We start from the raw sequence: 12,942 nt of genomic DNA, 5'->3' as shown, positions 1-12,942 counted from the left end.
TTTCTCTCCTAACTATACAATGATAGAAATATCTACCTCCATTGAGTGCCTTAAAGTTCATGGCTTTCAACTTTTATAGTCATTTCACCGGACAATAGTTAGATTTCACCGGAATTTCAGGGTTTACGGTTCTCTCCTATTTTGTTTTTCCATGTTATTTTATATACATTTAAGTTTAGCAATATCTTAAAAATTGGATAGCTAAAATTGTACATTACCAACCTTGCAGCCTAAACTCTACTATGTCACACCTTGATTCTATTTCTTCCTTTGAAGCGCATTTGTGCCAGACACAAGACGAAAACTTTGTTACAGCCCTGCTCCATTACGGCCCGCTGAGGGACACATGTCAGAAATCCATTGCCGCTTGCCTTACCGAAAGCAACCTCCCCGCTCAAAGTTTGGTGTTTAGAGAAAGCCAAGCCAATGCTCACATTTATTGGATTAAAAGTGGTACGGTGCGTTTTTTTCAACAACAACCCGACGGCGAAAAAACAACAGGCTTCGCTCCTACGGGTATGTTTTTTTGTGCCTTGAGCAGCCTTCTTTCAAAAAAGCCAGCTCTTGAGTCGTGCATTACGGAAGAAGCCACCACCTTACAGGGTATTAGGTACGACGATTGGCAGCAGCTCATCGGTCAATACCCTGAACTGAAAGCGGTGTTTGATAATCTGTGTCGTCATTGGCTCGAAACCACCCACGAACGTAACCTTTTGCTGCACCAATCCAACCCTCAAAAACGCTATGAGTTTTTTCTAAAGCTATATCATCAGGCAACTTACCGACTCAAAGTAAAGCACATAGCCTCTTATTTGGGGATTCACCGCGTAACCTTGTGTAAAATCCGAGCGCGATTGGCAAAGAAAAAGACATAAAATTGGGTACAAGTCACATTTGGTAGTTTAAACTACCTTCGGTTTTCGGAAGTTTAGTTAGGTTTGTAACAAGTAAGCCCCCCAGACATCTTGGCGGACGAGGGAGGCTTATGAGTCTAATCATTTCAAATTAAACCAAACAAAAGTATGAAAAAGTTATTTTCTTTTTTGCTTACTGGGGGACTATTTCTCCTATTAGCTTGTCAAAATGAACAAGATCCTATATCTAATAGGAAACCGAATCAACTTTCTGAAGAAATAACATTAGTCAACGGGCATCTAAAATTTAGTAATCACAAATCACTACAAAAAACAATTGAAAAATTGGCTTTAACCGATAAGTAACTAGGGCGATTGCACGAAAGTAAAAGATAGCGATTTTTGTTGAATGGATGTTTCTGAATTATTTTTTGAGATAGATGACCCTGGTCAGGAGGGCAAGTGCTTACATCTGTTAAGCGATATATTGATGATCGTACTTTGTGGTTATCTATGTGATTGTGAGGGTTTTGAAGAGGTGTACGATTATGCTTGTGATAAAGAAGAAGTCTTGCGTGAGTTTCTGGAATTGCCTTGTGGTATCCCTTCTCATGATACACTTAATCGCGTTTTTCGCCGCCTTTCGCCCACTCAGCTGGAGTCGTTATTGATAAATTGGGGAAAAGAAATTGTTGGGCTATTAAGTCAAAAACAACTCATTGTCGATGGCAAACAACTGCGAGGAACTGTAGAAGCAGGTCACAAACAAGCTACGGTTCAGATTCTGAGTGTTTGGGCGGAAAAAGAGCGTTTGTGCTTGGCTCAGAAGCAAATAGCTAACAAAACCAATGAGATAACGGCTATCCCTGAGCTGCTTAGCACGCTAGATATTACCGACAGTATCGTCAGCATTGATGCGATTGGGTGTCAAAAAGCGATTACCCAACTCATTGTTGAGCGACAAGCCAACTATGTAATTGGCTTGAAGTCTAATCAGGACGGCTTATACACTCAAGTGGCCGATTGGTTCGAGCGCCACCAATCATCCCTACAAGCAGAAATAAGTCGGGATTTAGAACATGGTAGAGCGGAAAAACGAACGGTTATCCTCAGCGAGAAACTTAATTTTATTGATGCTGCTCAAGAGTGGGTTGGTTTAAAAAGCGTTATTTATGTAGAATCAAGTCGTTGGGTTAATCAAGAGCATCAACTCAGTAAACGCTACTATATCAGCTCATTAGCTGGATATTGGGCTGCTCAAGTAGGCCATTTCATTCGCCGACATTGGGGCATTGAGAATCAGCAACATTGGCATCTGGATGTCACCTTTAATGAAGATGGGTGTCAAGTTCGTAAAGACCATGCTCCTCGTAATTTGACCACCATACGTAAATTAGCGCTAGGTTTAATTAGTCGTCATCCTGCCAAGATAAGTTTAAAGCGAAAACGAAAAAAGGCCGCTAGGGATGATGAATTTCTTATTGAATTACTTAACCAACTTAATATTTGATGCAATCGCCCTGGATAAGTACCTATGGGCTAAACAATTTGTAGGTTTTAAACCCCTAGAAATAGCTTTTGAAGAATTTAACCAGCAAATAGAAACCCGTAAAGAAAACACCAATAATCTTGAATTAAGCTATAAGCACACTTATAATATTGTTGAAAATAATGGAATTAAAACGTATGAAAGAGCCGTTTCAGGTCCTTGTCTAGCCTTTATTTTGAACCATGAAGGCCTAGTACAGATTGGAGATAGTTTATACCAAATTAATGATCAAATAGTGAGATATACCAATATTCAAAACGCTCTTGAGCTCCTTAAAAACTCTTCTAAATTTGTAAAAGAATACCCCGTAACCGAAATAAAACTTATTGAAGAAAAGTCTAACGCACGTTTTGCAGATGTTGACCAGTGGGGCGAGGTACCAAATTCACCATATACTTCCCCTGGTCTTGCTACAAGGAAATTTACTTGGAGACAATTTGCAAAGAGTTACAATACAGGTTGGGGGTGTACCTTTGATACGGGAGCTCCCACATGTGGTTTTATTTATATCTATGAGGTCGGTTTGGCACTTAAACATGAAAGAAAAAACTGGCTTGGCAATTGGGTTGCTCAAGAAACAGATGGTTGGTCTCGCTCTAGTGGATGGTTATATTTAAGTGGTGCATTAAATTATGGCCAATCGTTTTCTGCCGAAACTCCTGGAGTCAATATGGATATATATGGAATTGCTTTAAGTGGAATGCTTGTCTCAAATGTAGCGTTTGGTTCTTTAGGTCTAACTGCTACAGGTTCTATAAGTAATATTGAGGCGAATATGCAAGGTGATCCTCAAAATAGAAAAGGTCAGACTGGATTATTAGGTATTAATGCCAACTTTTAATACTAACATGATATTTGCTTTAACGAATTAGTTAAGGCAAATATCATGTTCTCATCCTTTACAGCATGAAAATCTTAAACTATCTTTATCTCTTAGGTTTATTCTTAATTTTAAACGCTTGCCAAGGCGATAAACAACTTTTTTTGGTTAACAACACCCACTTGGTAATACTCAACAGCCTATTGGTTGCCCACGAAACGCCTCTGGTTTACGTAGGAAAAACTTGGTCCGTGACTGATAATAAACCGTCCAAAACCTATTACGAAAATGCCATTGTAGAGCTTTGGGAAAATCAAAACTTAATAGGTGTACTATCTTTCAATCAAACTCTTGGGCAATATGAATTCCCCAACTATACAATTCAACCCAACAAAGTATATACTCTTAAAGCTTTTGTAGAAGGATATGAAAAAGTGGAAAGCAAACCCATACGCATTCCTGCTGATGTTCAGGTCAAAAGTATAAGCACTCGCTTCCTTTCTTCCAATGAGCCAATTAATATAAACAGGACCTTTAGGCAGCCCATTTCAATCAAAGCAACCCTTGAAAACAATACTAGCAGTGGCGATTACATAGTTTTAGATGCTGAATCACTCCTCATCAACCCCACAGATACCATGTATGGCTCAGCAGCCTACCCTACCGAAATCGACCCAAACAATACCTTGGGCTTTGAAAAAAATCCATGCTATGCCGAAGCCCCTACACTCCTTCCCCCTTTCAGTTCGCGCTATGCTTTGGCTTACAATACCCAATGTTTAGGAGCTTCACCCAAAGAGATTGAACTTGTGGCAGATGGCTACACTTTATTTTATGACAAAAACGTCAAGAATAGCAGCTTCAACAATGCCAATGCAATCCGAGTGCTGAGTGCAATCTATTTGCCTGATTATATTTTGTTTAGAAGAGCTGACCGCGCAGTAGAAGGAAGCGACAATGCCTTTGTTCCAACCCAGCCTACTTACTCTAATGTGAAAGGGGGAATAGGTATCGTGACAGCCATTAATAGAAAAATTCAAATCGTTAAATTATGAAAAGGGTATGAAGGGAGTTCTGGTTGTATTTACATTGATAATATGTCATCAGTTGGCCACAGCACAAAAAAACGTAAAATTATCCGGAAAAGTCGTTATTGCTGAAAGTGGGGAAGCTGTGATAGGCGCAGTAGTATACTCCTCAAATGCCAATCAATACACTACTACTAATCAATACGGGCAATTCGTTTTGACTTTGCCCACAGGCATTCAAGAAATCAGATGTAGTTATCCTAGTTATAAAAACTATATAGATACGCTTCATTTACGTCAAGATTCGACGGTTACGATAAGAGTCGAGCCTTCAACATTGGAAGAAGTAATCATAAAAAACGCTAACCCTCCTAGTGATTACTTGGGGCTTGTTCGTATTCCGATCACTACCCTTAAACAAATCCCAATGCTATTAGGAGAACCCGACTTATTCAAATCTCTAGCTTTTATACCAGGTATTATGACTGGACAAGAAGGTTCTACGGGGCTTTATGTAAGAGGAAGTAGCCCCGACCAAAACTTAGTTTTATTGGACGAAGCGATTGTTTACAACACTTCCCATGCCTTTGGATTTGTATCGGTTTTTAACCCTGATGCGGTCAAAAACATGGATGTCTATAAAGGTGCTTTCCCAGCCCGATACGGGGGTAGGATTGCATCCATCATTGATTTGACTATGAAAGAAGGTAACAATCAGCGTAGTCGAAAAGAATTTGCGATTGGAATGCTCAATTCACGGTTACTGATAGAAGGTCCCATCAAAAAAAATCGTTCGTCGTATCTTATAGCAGCCCGTACTATGCATACCTCATTGCTGCAATTAAGACAACTAGGAAAAGTGATTTTAAGCAAAAACTACAGCAACAACTTTAATTTTTGGTTTTATGATCTAAATCTTAAACTCAATCATACTTTTAAAGATAATAGCCAGCTGCTGTTTAGTATTTATTCTAACCATGACAATCTTCAGAGTGGAAGCCGTTCTTCCGAAAAGAAAACACAAAATTCCTTAGACTGGGGTAGTATCACCTCCTCTTTAAGATATAATCATTCTTTACTTCCTCAATTATTTTGGCGAGTAGTAGGCACGTTCAGCCATTTCAATACCCAATTCCTTTCTACTACTGTCAACACCATAGAAAAAGAATCGAGAAAAGATGAAAGTCAACTAAAAAACTCTATTCGCGACTGGACAATTAAAAGCATTTTTGATTTTACACCTTCCAACACTCATAAAATAAGTGCAGGTTTTGAACAAACTTTTCATCGGTATTTTCCGGGTCAACTTAAAGTAATTCGGAACAATACTACCCTAGCTACCAATCTAAATGGCAGTCTCCCCATCTACACCCGCGAACTAGCCATGTATTTCGAAGATGAAATCAACCTAAAGCCTTTTCGAGTACAGCTAGGTATTCGCCGTTCTCAACTCAGCGTTGAAAATCATACCTATGCTAATTGGGAACCCCGAGCTTCACTTACGTGGCGTCTTTCTAAGCATCATTCTTTGCAAGGGGGGTATTCTCGTATGCAGCAGTATATGCATCAAGTAACGTCTAATGGCGTAGGACTGCCCAACGAAATATGGGTACCAGCTACGGCCAAAGTTCGTCCTATCCGTTCCGATCAATTTGAATTAGGCTGGAAAGTCGACCAAGCAAGTTTTCATTTTTCGTTGGAAGGGTATTATAAAGATATCCAAGATTTATTAGAATATCAGTACGGCTCTGACGTAGTAACAGATTACCAGAAAAATTGGCAAGATATAGTGATTACAGGTGTAAAGGGGCGGGCTTATGGAATCGAAACGATGCTACAAAAAAAAGTAGGACGCCTCAATGGATGGCTCAGCTATACTTATGCTGTAAGCCAACGTCAAACACCCGAAATCAACGATGGAGAGTGGTTTTATGCTAGATACGATCGTCGACACAATGCTACTATCGTTGCCAACTACCAACTTACTCCTAAGTGGAATCTAGTAGCTAATTGGGTTTATCAAACTGGCCATCCTATTGACCTCCCTTTAGCATCGTATGTTACGATTCAGGGTGTACCTAGACCTTATTATACGGGACGTAATCAAACCCGAATGCCTCACATACACCGGCTAGACGTGGGGGCTAGTTACAAAAACATTAACAAAAAAGGGCGAGAATATCGGTGGAACGTAGGTTTATACAATGCTTACAATCGTACCAACCCATTTTATCTAGAAGTAAACCCTGTTTTTGTCCAGGGGGTTGGAATTGAAAAATATAAAGTCTTTCAGCGGGGTTTCTTTCCTATTCTGCCTTATTTTTCTTACCAAATTTTTTATTTTTAGTGACTTATTTACAAAGTTTACAATCGGTCACTCCATGAAAAAAATCATCTTTTCCATTCTGTTTTCCACTCTATTTCTGACGGGATATTCCCAAAAGCCCTGCCATGAATACACCCTCAATGAGCAAGAAAAAGTGATTGTAAGCTCCTACATCATGACTTGTGTGCATGGGCATTGGTTTGTCAACAACAAAGGAGTCGTGAAAATCACGCGGTTTGTCAACGAAAAGGGCGAAAAATGCTGGTACCTAGTAGCCGTCATCGACGACCGCTACAAAGACAATCCTCCCACCGAATACGCCTGGTGTAATGCTGATTTGGTTTTTTTCTATGAAAGCGTTAATTACAATTCTTCTCCTGGCTCTTATTCTGAAAAAAAAACTACGCCTACCCCTGAGCTATTGGCCTGTTTGGAAGAAGTCACTTACGACAAACTTTACATTCGCCCGCCAGTCAAAAGGCAGTACACGACTATATTCGGGAAACAGATTCTAAATAGGCGTCTTTGTTTAGGTAATTGTGCTAATGACCAAATAGTGACATTTCATGAAAGAGGGGACTATACCAAAAACATTGTACCCTGAGCAGAGATGATGAGGTCAGAGGCTAAACCGCCTCTGACCTCGCTATAGTTCTATGTATGTTGGAGATTAAAAAGCAATCCATGAAAAAAATCATCTTTTCCATTCTGTTTTCTATCTTATTTCTGACGGGATATTCCCAAAAGCCCTGCCATGAATACACCCTCAATGAGCAAGAAAAAGTGGTTGTAAGCTCCTACATCATGACTTGTGTGCACGGGCATTGGTTTGTCAACAACAAAGGAGTCGTGAAAATCACGCGGTTTGTCAACGAAAAGGGCGAAAAATGCTGGTACCTAGTAGCCGTCATCGACGACCGCTACAAAGACAACCCTCCCACCGAATACGCCTGGTGTAATGCTGATTTGGTTTTTTTCTATGAGAGCGTTGAGACCTGCTCTTATTCTGAAAAAAAACTACGCCTAATCCTGAGCTATTGGCCTGTTTGGAAGAAGTCACCTACGACAAACTTTACATCCGCCCGCCCGCCAAAACACAGTACATCACCGTATTTGGGAAACGAATTGTTAATACAGGTCGTCATCTTTTAGGCCACGGTTCCAATGACTTGATTGTGGTATTTCATGAACGAGGGGGTTATACCTTACGTATCATGCCCTGAAAACGCTATAGTTCTATGTATGTTGGAAATTAAAAAGCAATCCATGAAAAAAATCATCGTTCTCTTCCTATGCTCTAGCCTGTTTCTGAAGGCTTATTCCCAAAAGCCCTGCTCTGAATATACCCTCAGTCCACAAGAAAAAATGATTGTAAGTCATTACATTACCTCTTGTATTCAAGATCATTGGTTTGTCAACAACAAGGGGGTTGTAGAAATCAGGCGATTTGTCAACGACAAGGGCGAAAAATGCTGGTACATGACAGCCCTCATCGACGACCGCTACAAAGATAGCCCTCCCACCGAATACGCCTGGTGTAATGCTGATTTGGTTTTTTTCTATGAGACTGCGCCCAAGTCCTCTGAGAGAAAGAAAAATACGCCCACCCCTGAGCTATTGGCCTGCCTGGAAGAAGTCCTCTACGACAAACTCTACATTCGGCCACCTGCCAAAACACAGTACATCGTGGTATCAGGCAAGCGAATAGTCAACCCAGGGCGTCGGTGTGTGGGTAATTGTGCCAATGACCAAATAGTAACATTTCATCAAAATGGCGATTACTCCAAAAGCATTGTACCCTGAGTGGGTAATGGGGATGGGTGAAATATAAATCTTCCCAAGTTTAAAACTTAACTTGGGAAGCCTTATTACAGATTTCATTTCTCATCATTTCTCATCATTTCTCAGCTAAATAATGCTCAATATTTTCGGCGACGCGGTGCATCAGGCGCGTCCGCGCTTCGATACTCGACCATGCAATGTGAGGAGCTAAAATGAGTTTGTCTTTTTTTGTCAGTTGTAAATAAGGGTGCGTAGCCGAAATAGGCTCTTGCGTAAATACATCAATCGCCGCCCCTGCAATCAAATCTTCGTCTAAAGCCCGCGCCAAATCAGCCTCGTTGACAATTCCCCCACGGCTTGTGTTGAGCAATACCGCTGTAGGCTTCATCAAAGCAAGACGCTGATAGTCAAGCAAGTTTTCGGTAGCAGCACTAAGTGGTGCGTGAATAGAGATAATATCACAAGTTTGTAGAAACTCCTCCAATTCGAGACGCTTATAAATGACGTTGTACTCTTGGCCCGAAGCCGAAAAATAGACTACCTCTGCCCCAAATGCCATTGCGATACGTGCCACTTGTCGGCCTATTTCACCCAAACCTAGGATACCAAAACGCTTGCCGTTGATTTCCCAAAAAGGCCGCCCTAAGTGCGTAAAGATCTTTTCTTGGGAATACTCGCCCGATTTGACATAAGCATCATAATAGGCCGTGGAATTGAGCAAGGCCAACAACAACGCAAAAGTCTCCTGTGCTACACTGTCGGTAGAGTATCCCTTTACATTTTTTACCTCAATCCCCAATGATTTGGCAGCTTCCAAATCCACGTTGTTGGTTCCGGTGGCAGCTACACATATGAGCTTAAGGGTAGGAGTAGCCTTCATAGCCTCCTGAGTTACTTTCACTTTGTTGGTAATTACCACCTCAGCCCCTGCTATCCGTTTTATTACTTCATCATGTTGGGTATCGGCGTGGAGGGTTAGGTCTCCTAAAGCAGCGAGTTGATTCAAATTCGGAACATCTCCTACGGTGCGAGCGTCTAAAAAAACAATTTTCACGGTAGTTGTTTTAGTTTATGATAGATATACTTTTTTAAAGAAACCTATTTCGCCTACTTACCCCTTTTTGAGGTTTTTTTTGTGAATTTTCACCCTGTTCTTTTCACCAAACTTGAACCACAAAAAATCCCCGCCGAGGGAGGCGGGGAAAGGGTAATTTGCAAACAGGATAAATAAAGATAAGATTATTTTTGAGCGAGTTTGTCGGCAATAACGCCCTCCAAATACGCCCTGATGGGTTCAATCTTGATTTCGCTGATGACGTCTTCGCAGAAGGCATACATGAGCAAAGTCATAGCCTCGGCTTTCGGAATCCCACGCGAACGCATATAAAACAAAGCTTCGTCGTTGAGTTTACCGGTGGTAGTTCCGTGCGAACACTTCACATCATCATTATAAATTTCCAATTGAGGTTTGGTATTCATCGACGCCTCATCGGATAGTACCACATTGCGGCACGACTGATAAGCATTGGTTTTGCTGGCTCCGTCTCTAACGAAAATTTTTCCGTTGAAAACTCCCGTCGATTTATCTTGTAGTACGCCTTTGTACAATTCATTACTGTAAGAATTGGGCTTAGCGTGATCCACAAGGGTGTGATTGTCGATGTGTTGTTTACCATTCGGAAAATACAAGCCATACATGAAAGCCTCGCAGTTTTGGCCGTCGAGTACGATGTTGAGGTTGTTGCGTACAAAACCCCCGTTGACCGTCACCGTCACGGCATAAAAATGACTATTGGCCTTTTGGCTTACTTGCGTAGTACCGATATGATAGGCTTTCTCGGTTTCGTTTTGTACTTTATAGTATTGTACGTTGGCGTTTTCATCAATTACGATTTCGGTAACGATGTTAGTAAAAGAGCCATTTTCTCCGATTGTTCGGAATGCTTCGGCCATTTTTACTTCGGCATTTTTGCCTACTACAATCAAGTTGCGTGGTTGAGAAGCGGCATTGGCAGCACGCGCATCTGTAATAAAGCGCAAAATAATCGGCTGCTCTACTACTTTACCAGCGGGCACATTGACCACCACTCCATCATGCGCAAAAGCCGTATTCAACGCGGTAAAGGCATCGTCTTGGTAATTGGCATATTTGGCAAAGTAAGCATCCAAAAGACTAGGATTTTCTTTGACGGCTTGCCCAAAACTCAAGATTTGTAATTGATTCTCGGGTGATACAATCCGTGAAAGCGCAGGATTGTAAATACCATTAATAAAATAGAGAATATTGCCTTCTAAGTTAGGAATCGCCAAAGTCTCTAGTTCTTCGGAGCCAAACTCAGTTTTTACGTTAAAATCAAAGGCTTGTTTGACAAGGCTATTGACATTACTATATTTCCACTCCTCGTGCTTGATAGTAGGGAAACCCAACTTCTCGAAGTTTTGCATGGCTTCGCGACGTGTTTGATGCACGGGCGTTTTGGTTTCGCCATTCAAGCGGCTTTCATTGGCCTGAAAATCAGCAACGAGTTGTTGTTTTAAGTCTGTATTTTTTGATAAATCCATGTCTGAATTTTTACAATTCAATAATGATATTTGCAGCTAATTACGACAATATCTTCATTGGTAACTTCATAGACCAACCGATGTTCGTCATCAATTCTCCTTGACCGCACGGGCAGCCCCGCAGTATCCTTTGAGATTATATTTTAAAGGTTCTGGTTTAGCTGTTCCTTCAAAAGGATTTCGCTGTATTTCTTCTAGTAATTTAATGATACGATCTTGCATTTTTTTATTGGTGCTTCTCCATTCATTAAATTGACTAAAGGCCGTGGGAGTAAATGAAATATTCCTCATTTACTTAAATCACTCAACTGCACCAATATCTTTTCACCTCTTTTAGCTTCTTCCATCGATTTTTTTAAAATGTCGCGGTTAGCTTGACTTGAAAGCAAATATTCTGTCTCGTCCATTTCACTATTAATAGTCAAACGTATCTTACGATTTTTATACATGGCTTTTAAGCTTTTAAAAAGCTTATAATCAAGCTCTTCAGCATTCAATTCAATCGTGGTAGTCATAAATTGAAGTTTTTATTTTAATCTACAAAGAAGCCGCTACTTCGGCCTTAATCCAATCATAGCCTTTTTCTTCAAGCTCTAGGGCAAGCTCTTTAGGGCCAGATTTTACAATACGCCCTTTGTACAACACGTGTACGTAGTCCGGCACGATATAGTCGAGCAAACGCTGATAGTGAGTCACCACAATAACGGCACGCTCAGGACTACGTAGTTTATTGACGCCTTCTGCTACAATGCGAAGCGCATCGATGTCAAGCCCTGAATCGGTTTCATCCAAAATCGCCAATTTGGGTTCGAGCATTGCCATCTGAAAAATCTCGTTGCGTTTTTTCTCTCCGCCCGAAAAGCCTTCATTCAATGAACGTTTCAAAAGCGCATCATCGATATTGACAAGTTTGGCCTTTTCGCGCATGAGTTTTAAAAATTGCGCGGCATCCAAAGGCTCTTCACCTCGTGACTTACGAATTTCGTTGAGGGCGGTTTTTAGAAAGTTGATAGTCGTAACTCCTGGGATTTCGACAGGATACTGAAATGCCAAAAAGACACCTGCCGCAGCACGTTCTTCAGGCGACATTTCGAGCAAGTCTTGGCCTTCAAAGTCAACACTTCCTCCCGTTACTTCGTATTCTTCGCGACCTGCCAATACAGAGGCTAAAGTACTTTTACCTGAGCCATTGGGGCCCATTATTGCGTGGACTTCACCGGGTTTGATCTCCAAATTGATTCCTTTCAAAATCTCTTTTTGGTCAACCGAAGCTTGTAAATCCGTGATTGTAAGCATAATAAGTGGTTTTTGTCTTGGTCATAACGGGCGCATTGCCTCGTAGTACATCAGAAAAAGTCTGCAAAATTACAATAAAGAGTTCATAAACCCTTGTGATTTGTTAACAATTCTCCCTATCGAAAAGTTGGGGTTTATACCAAAATGTTTATTTAAGCCTCACAAATCTCTAAATCTCCAAGTGGGTGAGGTGCGATTTTATACTTTAACCCCCTTTTAATACGCCTTTAAAACGGCTTTAATATTGAGGTTTCACCTTTGGCACATCAAACAAACAACGTTTCTCAGAAAAAAATCATCATGAAGAAGTTACTCATTGTAGGTGCCGTAATCCTACTCAGTTTTTCAGCTTGCAAACGTCAACTTAGCCAAGATCAGGTACCTTTTGACGTAAGAGAAAGTTTTGTTTCTCATGTGCCGACCGCTACTAAAGTGGAATGGGAAGAAAATCCCGACTATTATTTCGCTTATTTTATTGATAAGGAGCATCAAGGAATGGCCTTGTTTTATAAAGCAGACGGTGATTGGATAGAAACCGAAGAAGCACTAAAAGTCAAAGACTTAACTGCAGAGCAAAAGAAGATATTAATCTCTTTTCAAGAGACTCAAGGAAAAAAAATAGCCCAAATTGAAGAAGTCAAAAAAAGCGATAGCACTGATATATTGCGAGTGGAAGTCAAGAAATAGTACATTCACTCCCTCAAATAAATACTCTTCATTTCGAA

Annotated in this window: 16 protein-coding genes; 10 read left to right on the top strand and 6 right to left on the bottom strand. The window is 40.7% G+C overall.

The genetic code is table 11. The features are described from left to right. Positions 1-242: 242 nt before the first annotated feature. From P1X15_RS05045 to P1X15_RS05005, 9 genes are all read left to right on the top strand, one after another. Positions 243-875 carry a Crp/Fnr family transcriptional regulator gene (locus P1X15_RS05045; protein WP_277337054.1) on the top strand — a complete coding sequence of 211 codons (633 nt, stop codon included), beginning with the start codon at positions 243-245 and terminating at the stop codon, positions 873-875. Between the two features lie 147 nt (positions 876-1,022). Then, complete coding sequence (locus P1X15_RS05040; protein WP_277337053.1) at positions 1,023-1,220, top strand: hypothetical protein; 198 nt, start codon at positions 1,023-1,025, stop codon at positions 1,218-1,220. A 43-nt stretch (positions 1,221-1,263) separates the two neighbouring features. Continuing rightward, on the top strand, positions 1,264-2,364 hold the full coding sequence (locus P1X15_RS05035) for an ISAs1 family transposase (protein ID WP_277337052.1): 1,101 nt from the start codon (positions 1,264-1,266) through the stop codon (positions 2,362-2,364). After that, entirely contained in the window at positions 2,321-3,244 is a 924-nt protein-coding gene (locus P1X15_RS05030; protein WP_277337051.1) for a hypothetical protein, read from the top strand. Before P1X15_RS05035 ends, P1X15_RS05030 begins: the two co-directional genes overlap by 44 nt. A 65-nt stretch (positions 3,245-3,309) precedes the next feature. Then, positions 3,310-4,278, top strand: a complete 969-nt coding sequence (locus P1X15_RS05025; protein WP_277337050.1) for a DUF4249 family protein — start codon at positions 3,310-3,312, stop codon at positions 4,276-4,278. A 7-nt stretch (positions 4,279-4,285) separates the two neighbouring features. Further along, positions 4,286-6,598: a TonB-dependent receptor domain-containing protein gene (locus tag P1X15_RS05020; protein ID WP_277337049.1), complete on the top strand. Its 2,313-nt coding sequence runs from the start codon at positions 4,286-4,288 to the stop codon at positions 6,596-6,598. Positions 6,599-6,632: 34 nt separating this feature from the next. Further along, positions 6,633-7,181, top strand: coding sequence for a hypothetical protein (locus P1X15_RS05015; RefSeq protein WP_277337048.1), 549 nt, complete (start codon positions 6,633-6,635; stop codon positions 7,179-7,181). Positions 7,182-7,261: 80 nt separating this feature from the next. Further along, positions 7,262-7,729: a hypothetical protein gene (locus P1X15_RS05010; protein WP_277337047.1), complete on the top strand. Its 468-nt coding sequence runs from the start codon at positions 7,262-7,264 to the stop codon at positions 7,727-7,729. Between the two features lie 114 nt (positions 7,730-7,843). Next, on the top strand, positions 7,844-8,380 hold the full coding sequence (locus P1X15_RS05005; protein ID WP_277337046.1) for a hypothetical protein: 537 nt from the start codon (positions 7,844-7,846) through the stop codon (positions 8,378-8,380). Positions 8,381-8,474: 94 nt separating this feature from the next. Here P1X15_RS05005 and P1X15_RS05000 read toward each other — a convergent pair whose 3' ends face one another. From P1X15_RS05000 to sufC, 6 genes are all read right to left on the bottom strand, one after another. Continuing rightward, on the bottom strand, positions 8,475-9,413 hold the full coding sequence (locus P1X15_RS05000; RefSeq protein ID WP_277337045.1) for a D-2-hydroxyacid dehydrogenase: 939 nt from the start codon (positions 9,411-9,413) through the stop codon (positions 8,475-8,477). Positions 9,414-9,598: 185 nt separating this feature from the next. Beyond that, on the bottom strand, positions 9,599-10,921 hold the full coding sequence (sufD, locus tag P1X15_RS04995) for a Fe-S cluster assembly protein SufD (protein ID WP_277337044.1): 1,323 nt from the start codon (positions 10,919-10,921) through the stop codon (positions 9,599-9,601). Positions 10,922-10,938: 17 nt separating this feature from the next. Beyond that, positions 10,939-11,031 (bottom strand): type II toxin-antitoxin system YoeB family toxin, encoded by a 93-nt coding sequence (locus tag P1X15_RS04990; RefSeq protein ID WP_277337043.1) that lies wholly within the window; start codon positions 11,029-11,031, stop codon positions 10,939-10,941. Beyond that, positions 11,012-11,143 (bottom strand): type II toxin-antitoxin system YoeB family toxin, encoded by a 132-nt coding sequence (locus P1X15_RS04985; RefSeq protein ID WP_277337042.1) that lies wholly within the window; start codon positions 11,141-11,143, stop codon positions 11,012-11,014. The genes P1X15_RS04990 and P1X15_RS04985 overlap by 20 nt, the downstream gene beginning before the upstream one ends. Positions 11,144-11,208: 65 nt before the next feature. Continuing rightward, on the bottom strand, positions 11,209-11,436 hold the full coding sequence (locus P1X15_RS04980; RefSeq protein ID WP_277337041.1) for a hypothetical protein: 228 nt from the start codon (positions 11,434-11,436) through the stop codon (positions 11,209-11,211). A gap of 22 nt (positions 11,437-11,458) precedes the next feature. Continuing rightward, on the bottom strand, positions 11,459-12,217 hold the full coding sequence (gene sufC, locus P1X15_RS04975) for a Fe-S cluster assembly ATPase SufC (RefSeq protein WP_277337040.1): 759 nt from the start codon (positions 12,215-12,217) through the stop codon (positions 11,459-11,461). 300 nt (positions 12,218-12,517) lie between these two features. Here sufC and P1X15_RS04970 point away from each other — a divergent pair, with 300 nt between their 5' ends. Continuing rightward, the gene (locus P1X15_RS04970; RefSeq protein WP_277337039.1) at positions 12,518-12,904 is read left to right on the top strand and encodes a hypothetical protein; all 387 of its coding nucleotides are present in this window, start codon (positions 12,518-12,520) and stop codon (positions 12,902-12,904) included. Positions 12,905-12,942 lie beyond the last annotated feature (38 nt).

It is taken from the genome of Runella sp. MFBS21 (assembly GCF_029433105.1).
GTDB lineage: Bacteria > Bacteroidota > Bacteroidia > Cytophagales > Spirosomataceae > Runella.
Note: the sequence above shows the minus strand (reverse complement) of the source record. Positions and strands in the feature narration are given on the sequence as shown.

What these genes read in the sequence shown, in the direction of transcription:
- P1X15_RS05035 (WP_277337052.1), top strand. Translation starts at nt 1,264, where the DNA reads ATGGATGTTTCTGAATTATTTTTTGAGATAGATGACCCTGGTCAGGAG.
- P1X15_RS05040 (WP_277337053.1), top strand. Translation starts at nt 1,023, where the DNA reads ATGAAAAAGTTATTTTCTTTTTTGCTTACTGGGGGACTATTTCTCCTA.
- P1X15_RS04970 (WP_277337039.1), top strand. Translation starts at nt 12,518, where the DNA reads ATGAAGAAGTTACTCATTGTAGGTGCCGTAATCCTACTCAGTTTTTCA.
- P1X15_RS05025 (WP_277337050.1), top strand. Translation starts at nt 3,310, where the DNA reads ATGAAAATCTTAAACTATCTTTATCTCTTAGGTTTATTCTTAATTTTA.
- P1X15_RS05030 (WP_277337051.1), top strand. Translation starts at nt 2,321, where the DNA reads ATGATGAATTTCTTATTGAATTACTTAACCAACTTAATATTTGATGCA.
- P1X15_RS04980 (WP_277337041.1), bottom strand. Translation starts at nt 11,436, where the DNA reads ATGACTACCACGATTGAATTGAATGCTGAAGAGCTTGATTATAAGCTT.
- P1X15_RS04985 (WP_277337042.1), bottom strand. Translation starts at nt 11,143, where the DNA reads ATGCAAGATCGTATCATTAAATTACTAGAAGAAATACAGCGAAATCCT.
- P1X15_RS05005 (WP_277337046.1), top strand. Translation starts at nt 7,844, where the DNA reads ATGAAAAAAATCATCGTTCTCTTCCTATGCTCTAGCCTGTTTCTGAAG.
- P1X15_RS05020 (WP_277337049.1), top strand. Translation starts at nt 4,286, where the DNA reads ATGAAGGGAGTTCTGGTTGTATTTACATTGATAATATGTCATCAGTTG.
- P1X15_RS05010 (WP_277337047.1), top strand. Translation starts at nt 7,262, where the DNA reads ATGAAAAAAATCATCTTTTCCATTCTGTTTTCTATCTTATTTCTGACG.
- P1X15_RS05045 (WP_277337054.1), top strand. Translation starts at nt 243, where the DNA reads ATGTCACACCTTGATTCTATTTCTTCCTTTGAAGCGCATTTGTGCCAG.
- sufD (WP_277337044.1), bottom strand. Translation starts at nt 10,921, where the DNA reads ATGGATTTATCAAAAAATACAGACTTAAAACAACAACTCGTTGCTGAT.
- sufC (WP_277337040.1), bottom strand. Translation starts at nt 12,217, where the DNA reads ATGCTTACAATCACGGATTTACAAGCTTCGGTTGACCAAAAAGAGATT.
- P1X15_RS05015 (WP_277337048.1), top strand. Translation starts at nt 6,633, where the DNA reads ATGAAAAAAATCATCTTTTCCATTCTGTTTTCCACTCTATTTCTGACG.